Genomic DNA, 13,804 nt, shown 5'->3' on the forward strand with positions numbered 1-13,804 from the left:
GTCGGTTGGGGGAATATATTCTGCCATCATGACACAGTCGACGAATGCGGAGGATGAAACATGCTGGCCACACATCCAGTGAATACCCGGGGCCGCGATTTCTTCGTGGGAGACCTTCATGGTCAGTACCGTCTCCTGCAGGAGAGGTTGCAGGACGTCGCTTTCAACTCCTCGGAGGACCGCTTGTTCTGCGTTGGCGACCTCATCGACAGAGGCGCTGGTTCGCTCGACTGCTTGAAGCTGGTCTTCATGCCCTGGTTTCACGCCGTGCGAGGCAATCATGAGGAGTTGGCCCGCCATGCGCTATGCGACGGGGAGGACAGCCGCGCCTGGGAGATGTGGATGATCAACGGCGGTGGCTGGGTTTACGATAGCGGCATTGGCGAGATGCGAGACGTGCTGGAATCGGCGCTTCTCGATCTGCCCCTGGCACGAGAGATCGCGGTCATGGGCGGGCGCCTGGGCATGGTGCATGCCGAACCGCCGCCCGACTGGTCGCGTATCGAGGAGGCCGACCCGCAAGCGCTGGTATGGAACCGCTCCCGTATCCAGCAGGGCGACGAGACAACGGTAGCGGGAATCGACGCCGTTGTGGTTGGCCATACCATCGTGGAACGGCCGATGTGTCTGGGTAACGTCCACTACATCGACACTGGTGCCTTCAGTACCGGACGCTTGACGATGTTCGAGGCACGCGAGTTTCTGGCGTGAATGAAAAGGGCAACGACGATAGCCATTGCCGGCCACTAAGCAAGGCTGGAACTCGATAGGGATAGATGACAAGAACATGAAAAAGGCGCCCGTAGGCGCCTGATTCTAAAAACGAAGTGGCGGAGGGACAGGGATTCGAACCCTGGAAGGGCTATTAACCCTTGCCGGTTTTCAAGACCGGTGCATTCAACCGCTCTGCCATCCCTCCGGCTCACGGTTGGGTATACTACCAGCTTTCCTCGCCGGGTCAAGAGCGCCTTGGGATCAAGATGTTAGGCCTGGCTTCGTGGGGTGAGGCACAATGAGCGGATCGCTGACTTCAGGAGCGCAACATGCTTGACCCCGCAGCGAATGCCAAGGTTCGTCCGGTCCCCGCCGTCTCGGCCGCCGTGATAAAGGAGGGACGCATCCTCATGGTGCGACGTCGCAACCCGCCGAATGCGGGGATGTTGGCCCTCCCAGGCGGGAAAGTGGAAGCGGGGGAAAGTCTTCGGCAGGCCGCGGCGCGGGAGCTGATGGAGGAAACCGGGATACTCGCGGCCCCACGGCGCATCCTGACGGCTATCGACCTCTTCGACCACGACGATGCGGGCTTGCTGAGGATGCATTTCATCATCGTGGTGGTTGAGCTCGAGTGGCAGGGTGGGATGGAGGCGGCCGCCGACGATGCTACCGAGCTGCGATGGATGGACCTCGAGGCGCTCGAGCAGGGGGATGGCGAGGTCTGTGACTCCGCCCTGCGCGTGGCCCGCAGGGTGCTGGCCGAGTCGATGTCCGCAGAAAACGCGTTGAAACCCGACTAACCAGTCTCTTGCGTCGGGAACCTTCTGTCGGCATTCTAGGTCAAGTATCATGACCAATCACACAGGGAGCTTCGGATCCATGGCTTACCAAGATACGCAGATGACTCAACAGCAGACGCAGGCTGTGGGTACCAGCAAGGTCCTGCGCAACACCTATGGCTTACTGGCGATGACCCTGCTGTTCTCCGCCGCCACGGCTGGTGCTGCGATGGCCATGGGCATCGAGCGGATGAACATCTTCGTGTTCTTCATCGGCGCCTACGGCCTGATGTTCCTGGTGCACAAGACCGCCAACTCGGCGCTCGGCCTGCTATCCACCTTCGCTTTCACCGGTTTCATGGGGTTCACGCTGGGGCCGATCCTCAGTGCCTATCTTACCCTGCCTAACGGCGCGCAGCTGATCATGACCGCGCTTGGCATGACCGGCTTGACGTTTGTCGGCCTCTCGGCCGTGGCGTTGATCACCCGCAAGGACTTCAGCTTCCTGGCGAATTTCCTGATGGCCGGCGCTATCGTGCTGATCATTGCCATGCTGGCGGCCATCTTTCTGCAGATCCCCGCCTTGTCGCTGATGGTATCTGCCGGTTTCGTGCTGTTTGCCTCGGCCGCCATCCTCTATCAGACCAGTGAGATCGTCCATCGTAGTGGCGAGACCAACTATATTCTTGCCACCATTACGCTCTACGTTTCGATCTACAACCTCTTCGTCAGCCTGCTTTCCATCCTGGGGATCATGAGCCAGGATTGATCGTACCCCCCGATACCGTGGTTTCCTGGCCCCGCCTCTGGCGGGGCCAGGCTATTTCAGGAGGACTCCCATGCGCTACGCTATTCTGCTGATGGGGACTCCCTACAGCGATCAGGCAAGTCACTCCGCCTTGCGCTTCGCGCATGCCCTGGTGGCGAGAGGGCACTGTCTCGAGGCAGTGTTCTTCTACCATGATGGCGTACATAACGCCGCCCGTCTGGCCGCCCCCCCTCAGGATGAGCCGCACCTGGTGGATGCCTGGGCGGGGCTTGCCAATGAACATCGAGTCGCCTTGCAGGTCTGCATTGCCGCCGCGCTGCGCCGAGGTCTGCTGGACGAGCGCGAAGCCGCACGACATGGCAAGGATGGCGTCAGCGTGCAGGCTCCCTTCGAACTGACGGGCCTCGGCCAGCTGGTCGACCTCGGTATGCGCTGCGACCGTCTGGTTACCTTCGGCCCCTGAGGGCGTTCGACGGAGTCACCATGCAAGATCACCACCATTACGACAGTGACCTGCTGGTCATCCTTCGCCATGGGCCCCACGGGAGCAGCTGGCTGAAGGAGGGACTGGACGCGGCTCTGGTTGCCGCTGCCTTCGGGCGCCGTGTTTCCCTGCTGTTCATGGGAGAGGGTGTGGCGGCCCTGATGCCGTGCCAGAAGAAGGGCCCCCTGGGGCAGAAGGGCACGGCCGAGACGCTGGAGATGCTGGAGATGTATGATATTGACAGCCTACTGGTGGAAGAGCAGGGGCTGTCGTGTCTCGGCCTCTCGAGCGACGACTTGATGCTCGAGGTAACATCCTTGTCGCCCCCGGCGCTGGCACGTGTTTTCGCCGAGCACCGCCTGGTGTTGACCTTCTAGCAGACGCAAGGAGTGCGCCAATGCTCTTGCATGTGGTAAATCGTTCCCCGGCGACCAGTCGGGTCTATCAGCAAGCCCTGTCTGGCATGTCGCCGGACGATCGCCTGCTGCTGATCGAGGATGGGGTCCAGGGAGCGCTCCCTCAGCTGGTCAGGTATTATGCGGGCCTCGAGGGGCGCCTGTTTGCCCTGAAGGAAGATCTGGAATCCCGCGGGCTGCTCGGGCACTGCGACGCCAGCGTGCAAGTGGTTGACGTGGATGGTTTCGTGGATCTGACCGAGGAAGCCGAACGTACGGTGAGCTGGTACTGATGGCAACCACAGAAATATACCGTTATCTAACTATTAAAAAAGGAAAATATGCCCTAGACCCGGAAGGATACCTGGTCAACATGAATGACTGGTCGCCCGACGTCGCCGAGGCCCTGGCACATGAAGAGGGCATCACACTGACAGAGGAGCACTGGGAAGTCCTCCAAGTGCTGCGTGACTTCTATGCACGCTATGAAATGGCTCCTGCCATGCGTCCACTGGTCAAGGCTGTCGGACAGGCCCTGGGGGCTGAGAAAGGCCGCTCCATTCATCTGATGCGTCTCTTTCCGGATAGCCCGGCCAAGGTCGCTGCCCGTCTTGCCGGCTTGCCCAAACCCACCCACTGCCTGTGATTGAGCAACAATGAACTTCCTGGCACATGGCTGGCTCGCCCGGGGCGGCAGCGATGACTTCCTGTACGGCAACCTGATTGCCGACGGGGTCAAGGGGGCGGATCTCTCGGCCTGGAGGGCGGAGCAGGCGGCCGGCATTCGCCACCACCGGCGCGTGGACGCCTTCGTCGATCGCCATCCGGTCGTTTCCGATGTTCTCGCGAGAGCGCCGCGCCGGCAGCGCCGCTTTGCCGGCATCGCCCTGGATCTGGTCTGGGACCATTTTACGGCCAGAACACTGGCCGACGACCAGCGGCGCTGGCTGACTGATCGTTGTTACCAGGTATTGAGCACACGGCCCGCGCCGGCGCGGCTGGAGACCATGGTGCCGGCCCTGGTAGAACAGGACTGGCTCAACCGCTATGCCGACTTTGCCTTTACGTGCCGGGCCATCGAGGGGATCGGACGGCGGTTATCCGGCCCCAACCGTCTTGTCGAGCTGTTGCCCTGGCTGGAAGAGGACTACGAGCAACTCGCTCGAGACTTTGCCAGGCTCTGGCCGGCGGTCAATGACACCCTCGGGGTCGTGCCGAGCGAGGGGCCCGTCAGTCGACCCTGAGCCACAGGCAGTCGACATCATCTCCCGGCTCGATACGGCTCTCGGCGGGAATCACCGCCAGGGCATCGGCATTGATGCAGGATGAGAGCACGCCGGAGTTCTGGTCCCGGAAGGCACGTGCCACGATCCCCTCGCGGCCGAACTCGAGCCTTACACGCATGTAATGGCGCCGCGGGCCAGTGCTCGTGCTGAAATCCGCCCGAGCCCGCAGGCAGGGGAGGTGGGCGAGTGACGGGCACCCCTGCAGAGCACCCAGCAACGGACGCAGGAACAGCCAGGCTCCCACGAAGCAGGAGACGGGATTGCCGGGCAGACCGACGAAGCGGACCTGCTGCCCATCTGGTCCCGGCAGGCGACCCAGCGCAAGGGGCTTGCCGGGGCGAATCGCCAGTCGCCACAGATCCAGTTGGCCCAAGGATTCCAGGGCCGCCTTGACGTGATCCTCCTCGCCCACGCTAACGCCGCCGGTGCTGATCACCAGATCGGCCTGCAAGGCGGCTGCCTTCAATGTCTCTCGGGTTCCCGTCGGGTCATCGGGAATCGAGGTGACCAGTGTGAGCGTTGCGCCGAAGCGTTCGAGGAGGCGCTTGAGCATCGGGCGATTGGAGTTATAGATCTGGCCCGCGGCAAGCGGCTGGCCCGGGTCGACGATCTCGTCGCCGGTGGAGAGCAGTGCCACCTTGGGTCGGGGGCGCACCACAACCTCGGTAATGCCCTGGCCGGCCAAGTGACCCAGTGCGGCGGCCTCGAGTCGCTCCCCGGCTGCCAGCAGCCGATCGCCTGCGGCGACGTCGCGACCACGGCGGCGAATATTGTCGCCTTCCGGGATATCCGTCGGTATTGCGGCCAGGTTGGCTGCCACGTCGACTCTTTCCTGCATCACCACGCAGTCGGCGCCCGGCGGTATCTCGCCCCCCGTGAAGATGCGCGCGCACTTGCCGGGGGCAAGCGGCCTCGCCGGCACGCCTGCCGCGATGCGCTGGGCAATGGGCAGACGCTTGCCGGCGTCCTGATGGTGAAGGGCATAGCCGTCCATGGCGCTGTTATCGAAGGCCGGCACGTCGAGGCGGGCATCGAGGGACTCGGCGAGCACACGGCCGGCCGCCTCGTCACAGGGGAGGGGCTCCGCCGCTGCCGGGGCAACGTCACGAAGCAATGCCGCCAGCGCCGTGTCGATCGATTGCAGTTCAGCCATGCTGGCCTCGCTCGGGAATGACAAGATTGGCGAAGTTACACGGCTTGTGCCGACTGTCGAGCTGTTCGGCGAGGATGCCGTCCCAGGCGGTGCGGCAGGCGCCGGTGGACCCGGGCAGGCAGAACACCACGGTCGCGTTGGCCAATCCGCCGAGGCAGCGGCTCTGCACGGTGGAACTGCCGATTTCCTGCCAGGAGAGGTGGCGGAAGAGTTCGCCGAATCCTTCGATCTGCTTGTCGAGCAGCACCGAGACCGCCTCGGGCGTGGAGTCACGGCCGGTGAAGCCGGTGCCGCCGGTGGTCAGGATCACCTGGACGTCGGGGTCGGCGATCCAGCCGGCCACCACGGCACGAATACGATAGACATCATCAGGCACGATGCGCTTGTCATGCAGCACATGGCCGGCGGTGGTGAGGCGCTCGACCAGTCCCTGTCCGCTGCGGTCGGTCTTTTCGTCGCGCGTATCCGAGATGGTCAGCACCGCAACGCAGAGGGGAATCATTGGCTCGCTCATCCGTCCTTCTGCTCCCGCTTGGCGGCCTCACGCGCCTCGAAGGCGGCCTTCTGCTCGGGTGTGGCCTCCTGCTGGTAGTGGGCCTTCCACTCCGCATAGGGCATGCCGTAGACGTATTCGCGTGCGCTGTCGTAATCGAGTTCGGCGCCGCGCTCATCCGCGGCGGCCACCAGCCACTTGGAAAGACAGTTTCGGCAGAAGTCGGCAAGAATCATCAGGTCGATGTTCTGCACCTCCTTGTGCTCGTCGAGATGGCGTAGCAGGCGGCGAAAGGCGGCGGCTTCGAGTTCGGTGCGAGTGGCATCATCGAGATGCTGCATGGGGAGACTCCCGGGAGTGGCTTTCACAAATACCGCTCCAGCTTAACAAAAGACACCGCCCGAAGGCGGTGTCATTGTACGGCTCGTGGCCAACGCTCAGCCGGATCGAGGTGTCGGTTCCTCGCCTCGCGAATGTGGCCGGGTGGCCGCCAGTTGCTCCTCGGGAACCGCCTGATCCTTGACGTCCTCGTACCAGAGGTTGTGATGCTCCTTGGCCCAGCTCTCGTCGACGTATCCGGTGGCCATCGCCTCGAAGGAGGCCTCGGTCCCCAGCGTACCGATGTAGATGTGACCCAGGGCAACCGCCGTCAAGCCGAAGGCGCCCACTGCATGGATGATGTTGGCCCACTGCATGGTGTCGCGCCCTTGGCCATAGTTGGGAAAGTCCAGCACCAGACCGCTGACAATGACCGCGATGCCGGCAGTGGCGAGCAGCCAGTACCACAGTTTCTCGCCCGCGTTGGCGAAGCCGGCATCCGGATGCCCCTTGCCAATCAGGCCGCCGCCCTTGGCGAACCAGGCCAGGTCATGCTTCCGGGGGATGTTGTGGGCCAGCAGGCGCAGCAGCAGGATGACCAGCAGAATGCCGAACAAGGGCCCCAGGTAGTTGTGGATCAGCTTGGTGCCGGACATCATCGCCGCCCAGAACCCGTCGCCGAACAACGGACGGAAGATGGCCTTGCCGTAGGCCAGATTGAGGCCGGTAAGGGCGAGCAGGATGAACAACGACGCCACCGTCCAGTGCAGCGACCTGATCACCAGTGACCAACGCAGCAGCTTGCGGCCCGTTCGGGGCTCGTCGAGCTTCTTGCTGCCGAACACCAGATAGAAGAGACCGATCACCGCGATCATGCCGAGTATGACGATCACCCCGAAGGGAGAGACCCAGCGATCGCGAAGTTGCCGCCAGGTCTCACCACTGGCATTGATCAGGTTGTAGTTGGAGTCGAAGCGGCTATCCCGGTAGTTGGGTCCGGTCTCGCCGTTCTTGACCTGCCGCCAGACATCGGCATCCAGGGCTGGTACCGCAATCGCCGCCTCTCGCCCCGGGTCGGCCTGGGCGAGAGCCGTCTGGGCCAGTCCCAGGCTGACCACCAGGGCCAGTATCAGCAGGGAGAGTCGCCATAGCCCCCGCCAGGGTGTGGATGTGTTCATGACATGACCTCCTTACCCCTGCTGTGTGGCGTCGTAGGCCAGGGAATCGGCCGCCGAGAGGTCGTTACCCTGGCCAGCGCGCACCCGTTCACGGCGCGGATTATCGGACCAGCCGCCGTCGCGATGGCCGCGCTGCACCACGCGCTGGCGGAAGATGTCGGCCACTTCCTGAGCGTCGCCGGCCAACAGCGCCTTGGTCGAGCACATCTCGGCACACAGCGGCAGCTTGCCCTCGGCGATGCGGTTGGCCCCGTACTTCAGGTACTCCTCCTCCTGGGTCTCCGCCGGGCCGCCGGCGCAGAAGGTACACTTGTCCATCTTGCCCCGCTCGCCGAAGGCGTTCTGCTTCGGAAACTGCGGCGCACCGAAGGGACAGGCGTAGAGGCAGTAGCCGCAGCCGATGCACAGATCCTTGTCGTGCAGCACGATGCCGTCGTCGCGCTGGAACAGAGTCTCGGTGGGACACACGGCAATGCACGGTGCATCATCGCAGTGCATGCAGGCCACCGAGATGGAGACCTCGCTGGGCTCGCCGTCGTTGAGGGTCACCACGCGACGGCGCTGGACCCCCCATTCCACCTCGTTGGCGTTCTTGCAGGCGGTGACGCAGCCGTTGCATTCGATGCAGCGCTCCGCGTCGCACATGAACTTCATAGTGGCCATGGTGTTCTCCTCAGCTTGCCTTCTCGATGCGACACAGCGTGCACTTGGTTTCCTGCATCTGGGTCACCGAGTCATAGCCGTAGGTGGTGGCGGTGTTGGCCGCCTCGCCGAGCACATAGGGTGCCGAGCCTTCCGGATAGCGGTCATGCAGGCTCTCGCCCTGGAACATGCCGCCGAAGTGGAAGGGCATGAAGACCACCTCGCGAGCGACCCGCGGGGTGACCAGCGCCTTGACCTTCACGCGGCCGCCTTCGGCGCCTTCGACCCAGACCATGTCGCCCTCGGCGATGGCCAGATCGTTGGCGAGAGCCGGGTTGATCTCGACGAACATCTCCTGCTGCAGCTCAGCCAGCCAGGACATGGAGCGGGTCTCCTCACCGCCGCCCTCGTACTCGACCAGGCGTCCGGAAGTGAGGATGATCGGGTACTCCCCGGTGACGTCCTTTTCCTGGATGGTCTTGTAGAGCGTGGGCAGACGATAGTGGGAGGCGACGTCGTCCCAGGTCGGATAGTCGGCCACCAGATCGCGACGGCTGGTATAGAGAGGCTCGCGGTGCTTGGGGATAGGATCGGGGAAGGTCCAGACATTGCAGCGCGCCTTCGCATTGCCGAAGGGCGAACACTCGTGGGCGATCGCCACGCGCTGAATGCCGCCGGAGAGGTCGGTTTTCCAGTTCTTGCCCTCCGCCTCGGCCTTCTCGGCCTCGGTCAGGTCATCCCACCAGCCGAGATCCTTGAGCATGGCGTCGGTAAATTCGGGATAGCCGTCCTCGAGCTCGGAGCCGTCGCTGAACGAGCCGTCAGCGAGAATGTTCTCGCCATTGCGCTCGATGCCGAAACGTGCACGGAAGGTCAGACCACCTTCTGACACCTTCTTGCTGGTGTCGTAGAGGATCGGGGTCCCCGGGTGGCCCATCTCGGCGGTCCCCCAGCAGGGCCAGGGGAGCCCGTAGTAATCGCCATCAGCGGGGCCACCCTCGGCTCGCAGGTCGCGGAAGCTGAAGGTATGCCAGTTCTGCTGATGCGCCTTGAGACGCTCCGGGCTCTGGCCGGTATAGCCCACCGTCCACATGCCGGCGTTGAACTCTCGAGTGATATCCTCGATCAGTGGCTCGTCGCCGTTCATCTGGAAATTCTTGACGAGTTCGTCACCGAAGCCCAGTTTCCTGGCCAGCAGGTACATGATCTCGTGGTCCGGCTTAGATTCGAACAGCGGCTCGATGACCTGGTCACGCCACTGAATGGAGCGGTTGGTGGCGGTGACGCTGCCGGTGGTCTCGAACTGGGTTGCGGCCGGCAGCAGGAAGACGCCGTCCTGGCGGTCATGCATGACCCCGGCAACGGTGGGGTAGGGGTCGACGATGACCATCATCTCGAGCTGCTGCATGGCCTTCTGCATCTCGGGGCCGCGGGTCTGGGAGTTAACCGCATGCCCCCAGTAGAACATCGCCTTGAGCCGGGTGCGCTGGGAGATATCCTCTTCCTGCTCGAGCACACCGTCGATCCAGCGCGACACGGTGATGCCGCTGGAGTACATCGGCTGGCCGTCGACGTACTCGGCCTGGTCAAAGCGGCCCTTGAGCCATTCGTAGTCCAGATTCCAGACCCGTGCCCAGTGCTTCCAGGCCCCCTCGGACAGGCCATAGTAGCCGGGCAGGGAGTGAGACATCAGACCGAGGTCGGTGGCGCCCTGGACGTTGTCGTGGCCGCGGAAGATGTTTGCCCCGCCGCCGGACTTGCCGATGTTGCCCAGCGCCAGCTCCAGGATGCAGTAGGCCCGGGTGTTGTTGTTGCCGGTGGTGTGCTGGGTGCCGCCCATGCACCACACCACGCAGCCCGGACGGTTGTCGGCCAGGCGCTTGGCGGTGTCGCGCATGGCCGCCTCAGGGACGCCGGTGATGTTCTCGACCACATCGGGCGGGAACTGGGCCACTTCGGCGCGCACCTCGTCCATGGCATAGACGCGCTGATCGATGTACTCCTGGTCTTCCCAGCCATTCTCGAAGATGTGCCACAGCAGCCCCCAGATAAAGGCCACGTCGGAACCCGGGCGAAGGCGAACGTAGCTGTCGGCCTTGGCCGCGGTGCGGGTGAAGCGCGGGTCGACGACGATGATCTGCGCCTGGCTCTTCTCCTTGGCCAGCAGGATATGCTGCATGGCCACCGGGTGTGCCTCGGTCGGATTGGAGCCGATGAACATGATCGACTTGCTGTGCTGGATATCGTTGAGCGAGTTGGTCATCGCTCCGTAGCCCCAGGTGTTGGCCACGCCGGCCACGGTGGTGGAGTGACAGATGCGCGCCTGGTGATCGGTATTGTTGGTGCCGGCCAGCGCGGCGAACTTGCGCATCAGGTAGGCCTGTTCATTGTTGAACTTGGCCGAGCCCAGCCAGTAGATGCTGTCCGGGCCGTGCGCCTCGGTCAGCTCCAGCACCTTGTTGCCGATCTGCTCGATGGCCTCCTCCCAGGAGAGGCGCTGCCACTCACCGCCCACCAGCTTCATGGGATACTTGAGGCGACGGGTCGAGTGACCGTGCTGACGCAGCGACGCGCCCTTGGCACAGTGGGCGCCGCGGTTGATGGGGTGGTCGAAGGCGGGTTCCTGCTTGGTCCATACCCCTTCCTGAACCTCGGCATAGACGCCACAACCCACCGAGCAGTGGGAGCAGACCGTCCGCTTGGTCTCTACCGGGGCATCGGAGACAGCGGTCTTCTCGGCCGCATCGGCGCGCTGCATCATAGGCGCGCCCATGAAGCCGGCGGCGGCCAGGCCGCCGGTCGTGGCGCCGCTGCGCTTGAGGAACTGGCGGCGGGAGATGCCCAGCCCACTGGTCCTCGGCGTATCGGATCTAGGTGTCAGACGCATGGCATCGCTCTCCTGGCTCGGGGCCGTCAATCACGCAGGGTGGCGTAGAAGGCACGGATATGGGGGGTTTCCCGGTACTCACGGGAAGGTTCGGCCTCGCGGGTGGTCGGTTTGGCGTCGGCCTGAACCAGGGTGACGTGACCGACGGCAGCGGCTGCACCGGCGGCAGCGGAACCGATACCGATCGTCTTGAGGAAGCGACGGCGCTCCGGATTGCGTGTGTTGGGCATGGAACTATCTCCTCTACTCATGCTGTCTGCGGCCCGTGCCGGGCCTGTTGTGATTGTCTTTGTTTCTGTGGCATCACGGTCCGGTGTGAGGCGTCAGGGTTCGACGATTCTTACGGCGTCCTCCTGCGACTCGGCCTCGAGTCGCCGGCCCTCCTCTTCGATAAAGGCCTGGCCGAGCCGCCCCAGGCTGGCATGGAACGAGGTCTCGACCCGGCCGAGATCCGCCAGGCACTGAGAGGCCCAGGGCGCGAGGTGGCGCATGAAGAAGCGCGCCTCGTCCGGGGAGCGAGCCTCGATCAGCATGGCCATCACTTCACACAGGGCGGCCAGGTGATCTTCCGGGTCCTGGCTATGGCCGGCGCGCTGGAAACCCAGCGCCTTGAGATCGCGGCGCAGGGCAACCAGCGCCGCATCCATCAGCTCGCCGTTGCGGTACCAGGAGGCGTACGGCGTGATATCGCCCTGCACCACGCCGATCAGGTGACGGAAGTGCGCACGTTCGAGGCGCTCGGCCGAGGTCTCGCCTGCAGCGGCTACCAGCGAGGCCCAGCGCTGGGCCAGCAGGCTACCGTCCTGCTCGACGTCCAGTCCCGCCAGCCACTCCAGCAACGAGGCATCGGGCGCCGCGCGCAGCAGTCGCCCCAGCAGCCGGTAGACATCGGCTCGCAGGGCATCCCGCTCGTTCAACTCGGTCATGGATTCACACCTTCAGCTGCGATTCAGGATCACGGGCCATGGCCTGCCAGACATCCTTGACGCGACAGTCCTCGCACATCTCAAGCCGGGCCAGGGCCTCGCCGGCGAAGTAGGGATGGTCGGCGAGCTTCGCCTTGAGCGTCGCTACCGTGCTCGCGGCAGCGAAGGGTTTGCCACAGCGAATGCACGGGAAGGCCGCTTCCTCGTACTGGACCCGACGTTCGCCTCGCGTCGCGTCGGCCAGAAAGCCGGGCACCAGCGTGATGGCATCCTCGGGGCAGGCCTCGGCACAGAGCCCACACTGCACGCAGTCGGCCTCGCGAAAGCTCAGCAGTGGGCGGTCGTTGCCGGCAGCCAGGGCCGGGGTAGGGCAGTTGGATACGCAGGAGAGGCACAGGGTGCAAGCCTCACCGTCAACCGCCAGGCTGCCGTAGGCTGCGCCGGCCGGCATCGCATGGCGCTGGCCATCGGGTGTGCCGTGTGCGGCCAGGTGGGCAAGCACGTCGTTGAGACGGTCGCGCTTGTCGCTGCCGGTGAACGACAGTGGGGTGCCCTCAAGCGGGGCTTCGCCCGGCAGCGCGTCGCGCGCGGCCGCGTCACCTGCTATCAGGCGGCTCACCCGTGATGGCGAGTGGCCAAGGGCGTGGAGCAGGGCATGTGCCTGGGCAAGCTGGTCATCGATGAAGGTCATGAGACGATCGGGCATGCCGGGCCGGCACTGGATGCGCACCTCGGCGGCCCCGCCGGCCAGCGCGGTCAACCACTGGTCATGACCGGCGGCGCCCAACTCCTCGAGAGGAATATCCAGGACATGACCCGCCGCGTCGCCTTCCGCCGCCAGGTCGCCGGCCTCGGCGAAACGCACCACCGGGGCCGTGCCACCGGCGTCCCGATAGGCAGAGAGCCAGGCCAGCAGGGTCTCCTGCTGCCGAGCGGTCTCGGGTAGGCGGAACTGTATCGCGCCGGTCGGGCACGCGCTGGTGCAACTGCCCACCCCATGACAACGGAAGGGGTCAATCTCAATCCATGCCTCGATACGGCCCTGATGGCTGCGCACGGCATCGGCGGGGCAGACATCCAGGCAACGGGTACAGCCGGTGTACCCGCTGGCAGAGTGGGCGCAGAGGGCATTGTCGATCTGGAAGTAGCGCGGTTTGTCGAAGTCGCCTACCAGGCCGGCGAGGGCCTCCAGCTGCTCGTCGCGTTGCGGATCCTGCCAGGCGAGGGGGAGATAACCGGGTGGCGGCAGTTCGAGATCCAGCAGCGGCCTCTGGCCCAGATCAAGTACCAGGTCGAAGTGCGAACGATCGGTCAGGGCCCGGGCCAGATCGAGTGTATCGCCCTCGCCGGACATGCGAACCAGGAAATGCCCCAGGTAGCCCTCGATCTCCAACGCACGGGCCTGTGATCGTGAGAGCCGCTGGCAGGTCATGTCGGCAGTGGCGGCGAGCAGCGCTTCATCCTCTTGCGTCTCGCCCTCGGTGACAGGGTCGGTGAACAGCAGGGTCGGCGCAGGAAGGCCAAGATGGCGCAGGGCACAAGCGGCGCGCCGCACGTCGCGCTCGTTGCCGAGCAGCAAGGCGTGGCCCTCGCTATGGTAGCCGACGCTGGCCGGGGTAAGATTGACCGGCCAGGAGACGCGCTGGCGTGCCGCCTCTCGGGCCTGCCGGTTGCGGCTGTCATCCACCGGCATGATATCGATTCGTTGGTTCATGCAGTCTCACGGTCGAGTGGCGTAGGTTGAGCGTGTTCTTGTTATGAAGTGCTAATCAATAAGTGT

17 protein-coding genes and 1 tRNA gene are annotated in these 13,804 nt (G+C 64.3%); 8 read left to right on the forward strand and 10 right to left on the reverse strand.

What is annotated here, in order from left to right; all coding sequences use genetic code 11:
• Positions 1 to 60 precede the first annotated feature (60 nt).
• Positions 61 to 711, forward strand: coding sequence for a metallophosphoesterase (locus FHR95_RS00400; protein WP_183312950.1), 651 nt, complete (start codon positions 61 to 63; stop codon positions 709 to 711).
• Positions 712 to 828: 117 nt separating this feature from the next.
• Here FHR95_RS00400 and FHR95_RS00405 read toward each other — a convergent pair.
• Positions 829 to 919, reverse strand: a tRNA-Ser gene (locus FHR95_RS00405).
• Positions 920 to 1,043: 124 nt separating this feature from the next.
• Between FHR95_RS00405 and FHR95_RS00410 the strand changes: the two genes are divergently transcribed.
• The 7 genes from FHR95_RS00410 to FHR95_RS00440 all read left to right on the forward strand — a co-directional run bounded on the left by FHR95_RS00410 (position 1,044) and on the right by FHR95_RS00440 (position 4,385).
• Entirely contained in the window at positions 1,044 to 1,514 is a 471-nt protein-coding gene (locus FHR95_RS00410; RefSeq protein WP_183312951.1) for an NUDIX hydrolase, read from the forward strand.
• A gap of 79 nt (positions 1,515 to 1,593) precedes the next feature.
• Positions 1,594 to 2,262, forward strand: a complete 669-nt coding sequence (locus FHR95_RS00415) for a Bax inhibitor-1/YccA family protein (protein WP_040186831.1) — start codon at positions 1,594 to 1,596, stop codon at positions 2,260 to 2,262.
• A 70-nt stretch (positions 2,263 to 2,332) separates the two neighbouring features.
• The gene (gene tusD, locus FHR95_RS00420) at positions 2,333 to 2,725 is read left to right on the forward strand and encodes a sulfurtransferase complex subunit TusD (protein ID WP_183312952.1); all 393 of its coding nucleotides are present in this window, start codon (positions 2,333 to 2,335) and stop codon (positions 2,723 to 2,725) included.
• A 20-nt stretch (positions 2,726 to 2,745) separates the two neighbouring features.
• Positions 2,746 to 3,123 carry a sulfurtransferase complex subunit TusC gene (tusC, locus tag FHR95_RS00425; protein ID WP_183312953.1) on the forward strand — a complete coding sequence of 126 codons (378 nt, stop codon included), beginning with the start codon at positions 2,746 to 2,748 and terminating at the stop codon, positions 3,121 to 3,123.
• Positions 3,124 to 3,143: 20 nt separating this feature from the next.
• Positions 3,144 to 3,434 carry a sulfurtransferase complex subunit TusB gene (tusB, locus tag FHR95_RS00430; protein WP_040186827.1) on the forward strand — a complete coding sequence of 97 codons (291 nt, stop codon included), beginning with the start codon at positions 3,144 to 3,146 and terminating at the stop codon, positions 3,432 to 3,434.
• Positions 3,434 to 3,787: a TusE/DsrC/DsvC family sulfur relay protein gene (locus tag FHR95_RS00435; RefSeq protein ID WP_183312954.1), complete on the forward strand. Its 354-nt coding sequence runs from the start codon at positions 3,434 to 3,436 to the stop codon at positions 3,785 to 3,787. The genes tusB and FHR95_RS00435 overlap by 1 nt, the downstream gene beginning before the upstream one ends.
• Before the next feature lie 10 nt (positions 3,788 to 3,797).
• Positions 3,798 to 4,385: an acyl carrier protein phosphodiesterase gene (locus FHR95_RS00440; RefSeq protein ID WP_183312955.1), complete on the forward strand. Its 588-nt coding sequence runs from the start codon at positions 3,798 to 3,800 to the stop codon at positions 4,383 to 4,385.
• On the opposite strand, the gene FHR95_RS00445 is transcribed toward FHR95_RS00440, so the two are convergent.
• The 9 genes from FHR95_RS00445 to FHR95_RS00485 all read right to left on the reverse strand — a co-directional run bounded on the left by FHR95_RS00445 (position 4,372) and on the right by FHR95_RS00485 (position 13,738).
• The gene (locus FHR95_RS00445) at positions 4,372 to 5,580 is read right to left on the reverse strand and encodes a molybdopterin molybdotransferase MoeA (RefSeq protein WP_183312956.1); all 1,209 of its coding nucleotides are present in this window, start codon (positions 5,578 to 5,580) and stop codon (positions 4,372 to 4,374) included. The genes FHR95_RS00440 and FHR95_RS00445 overlap by 14 nt on opposite strands.
• Entirely contained in the window at positions 5,573 to 6,094 is a 522-nt protein-coding gene (gene moaB, locus FHR95_RS00450) for a molybdenum cofactor biosynthesis protein B (protein WP_183312957.1), read from the reverse strand. The genes FHR95_RS00445 and moaB overlap by 8 nt, the downstream gene beginning before the upstream one ends.
• The gene (locus tag FHR95_RS00455) at positions 6,091 to 6,414 is read right to left on the reverse strand and encodes a DUF1244 domain-containing protein (protein ID WP_183312958.1); all 324 of its coding nucleotides are present in this window, start codon (positions 6,412 to 6,414) and stop codon (positions 6,091 to 6,093) included. The genes moaB and FHR95_RS00455 overlap by 4 nt, the downstream gene beginning before the upstream one ends.
• A 96-nt stretch (positions 6,415 to 6,510) precedes the next feature.
• The gene (locus FHR95_RS00460) at positions 6,511 to 7,569 is read right to left on the reverse strand and encodes a formate dehydrogenase subunit gamma (protein WP_052448831.1); all 1,059 of its coding nucleotides are present in this window, start codon (positions 7,567 to 7,569) and stop codon (positions 6,511 to 6,513) included.
• 12 nt (positions 7,570 to 7,581) lie between these two features.
• Positions 7,582 to 8,232: a formate dehydrogenase FDH3 subunit beta gene (gene fdh3B / locus FHR95_RS00465; RefSeq protein WP_183312959.1), complete on the reverse strand. Its 651-nt coding sequence runs from the start codon at positions 8,230 to 8,232 to the stop codon at positions 7,582 to 7,584.
• A gap of 10 nt (positions 8,233 to 8,242) precedes the next feature.
• On the reverse strand, positions 8,243 to 11,098 hold the full coding sequence (locus FHR95_RS00470) for a molybdopterin-dependent oxidoreductase (protein WP_183312960.1): 2,856 nt from the start codon (positions 11,096 to 11,098) through the stop codon (positions 8,243 to 8,245).
• A gap of 26 nt (positions 11,099 to 11,124) precedes the next feature.
• On the reverse strand, positions 11,125 to 11,328 hold the full coding sequence (locus FHR95_RS00475) for a twin-arginine translocation signal domain-containing protein (RefSeq protein ID WP_040186815.1): 204 nt from the start codon (positions 11,326 to 11,328) through the stop codon (positions 11,125 to 11,127).
• Between the two features lie 93 nt (positions 11,329 to 11,421).
• Entirely contained in the window at positions 11,422 to 12,024 is a 603-nt protein-coding gene (locus tag FHR95_RS00480) for a TorD/DmsD family molecular chaperone (protein ID WP_040186813.1), read from the reverse strand.
• Between the two features lie 4 nt (positions 12,025 to 12,028).
• Positions 12,029 to 13,738: a 4Fe-4S dicluster domain-containing protein gene (locus tag FHR95_RS00485; RefSeq protein WP_183312961.1), complete on the reverse strand. Its 1,710-nt coding sequence runs from the start codon at positions 13,736 to 13,738 to the stop codon at positions 12,029 to 12,031.
• Positions 13,739 to 13,804: the final 66 nt, after the last annotated feature.

It is taken from the genome of Halomonas fontilapidosi, from assembly GCF_014192285.1.
Lineage (GTDB): Bacteria > Pseudomonadota > Gammaproteobacteria > Pseudomonadales > Halomonadaceae > Halomonas > Halomonas fontilapidosi.

Excerpts from the sequence above, each read along its gene's own strand:
- FHR95_RS00455 (WP_183312958.1), bottom strand. The coding sequence starts at position 6,414 with ATGCAGCATCTCGATGATGCCACTCGCACCGAACTCGAAGCCGCCGCC.
- tusB (WP_040186827.1), top strand. The coding sequence starts at position 3,144 with ATGCTCTTGCATGTGGTAAATCGTTCCCCGGCGACCAGTCGGGTCTAT.
- FHR95_RS00445 (WP_183312956.1), bottom strand. The coding sequence starts at position 5,580 with ATGGCTGAACTGCAATCGATCGACACGGCGCTGGCGGCATTGCTTCGT.
- FHR95_RS00400 (WP_183312950.1), top strand. The coding sequence starts at position 61 with ATGCTGGCCACACATCCAGTGAATACCCGGGGCCGCGATTTCTTCGTG.
- FHR95_RS00480 (WP_040186813.1), bottom strand. The coding sequence starts at position 12,024 with ATGACCGAGTTGAACGAGCGGGATGCCCTGCGAGCCGATGTCTACCGG.
- moaB (WP_183312957.1), bottom strand. The coding sequence starts at position 6,094 with ATGAGCGAGCCAATGATTCCCCTCTGCGTTGCGGTGCTGACCATCTCG.
- FHR95_RS00440 (WP_183312955.1), top strand. The coding sequence starts at position 3,798 with ATGAACTTCCTGGCACATGGCTGGCTCGCCCGGGGCGGCAGCGATGAC.
- tusD (WP_183312952.1), top strand. The coding sequence starts at position 2,333 with ATGCGCTACGCTATTCTGCTGATGGGGACTCCCTACAGCGATCAGGCA.
- FHR95_RS00435 (WP_183312954.1), top strand. The coding sequence starts at position 3,434 with ATGGCAACCACAGAAATATACCGTTATCTAACTATTAAAAAAGGAAAA.
- FHR95_RS00475 (WP_040186815.1), bottom strand. The coding sequence starts at position 11,328 with ATGCCCAACACACGCAATCCGGAGCGCCGTCGCTTCCTCAAGACGATC.
- FHR95_RS00470 (WP_183312960.1), bottom strand. The coding sequence starts at position 11,098 with ATGCGTCTGACACCTAGATCCGATACGCCGAGGACCAGTGGGCTGGGC.
- tusC (WP_183312953.1), top strand. The coding sequence starts at position 2,746 with ATGCAAGATCACCACCATTACGACAGTGACCTGCTGGTCATCCTTCGC.
- FHR95_RS00415 (WP_040186831.1), top strand. The coding sequence starts at position 1,594 with ATGGCTTACCAAGATACGCAGATGACTCAACAGCAGACGCAGGCTGTG.
- FHR95_RS00410 (WP_183312951.1), top strand. The coding sequence starts at position 1,044 with ATGCTTGACCCCGCAGCGAATGCCAAGGTTCGTCCGGTCCCCGCCGTC.
- FHR95_RS00460 (WP_052448831.1), bottom strand. The coding sequence starts at position 7,569 with ATGAACACATCCACACCCTGGCGGGGGCTATGGCGACTCTCCCTGCTG.
- FHR95_RS00485 (WP_183312961.1), bottom strand. The coding sequence starts at position 13,738 with ATGAACCAACGAATCGATATCATGCCGGTGGATGACAGCCGCAACCGG.
- fdh3B (WP_183312959.1), bottom strand. The coding sequence starts at position 8,232 with ATGGCCACTATGAAGTTCATGTGCGACGCGGAGCGCTGCATCGAATGC.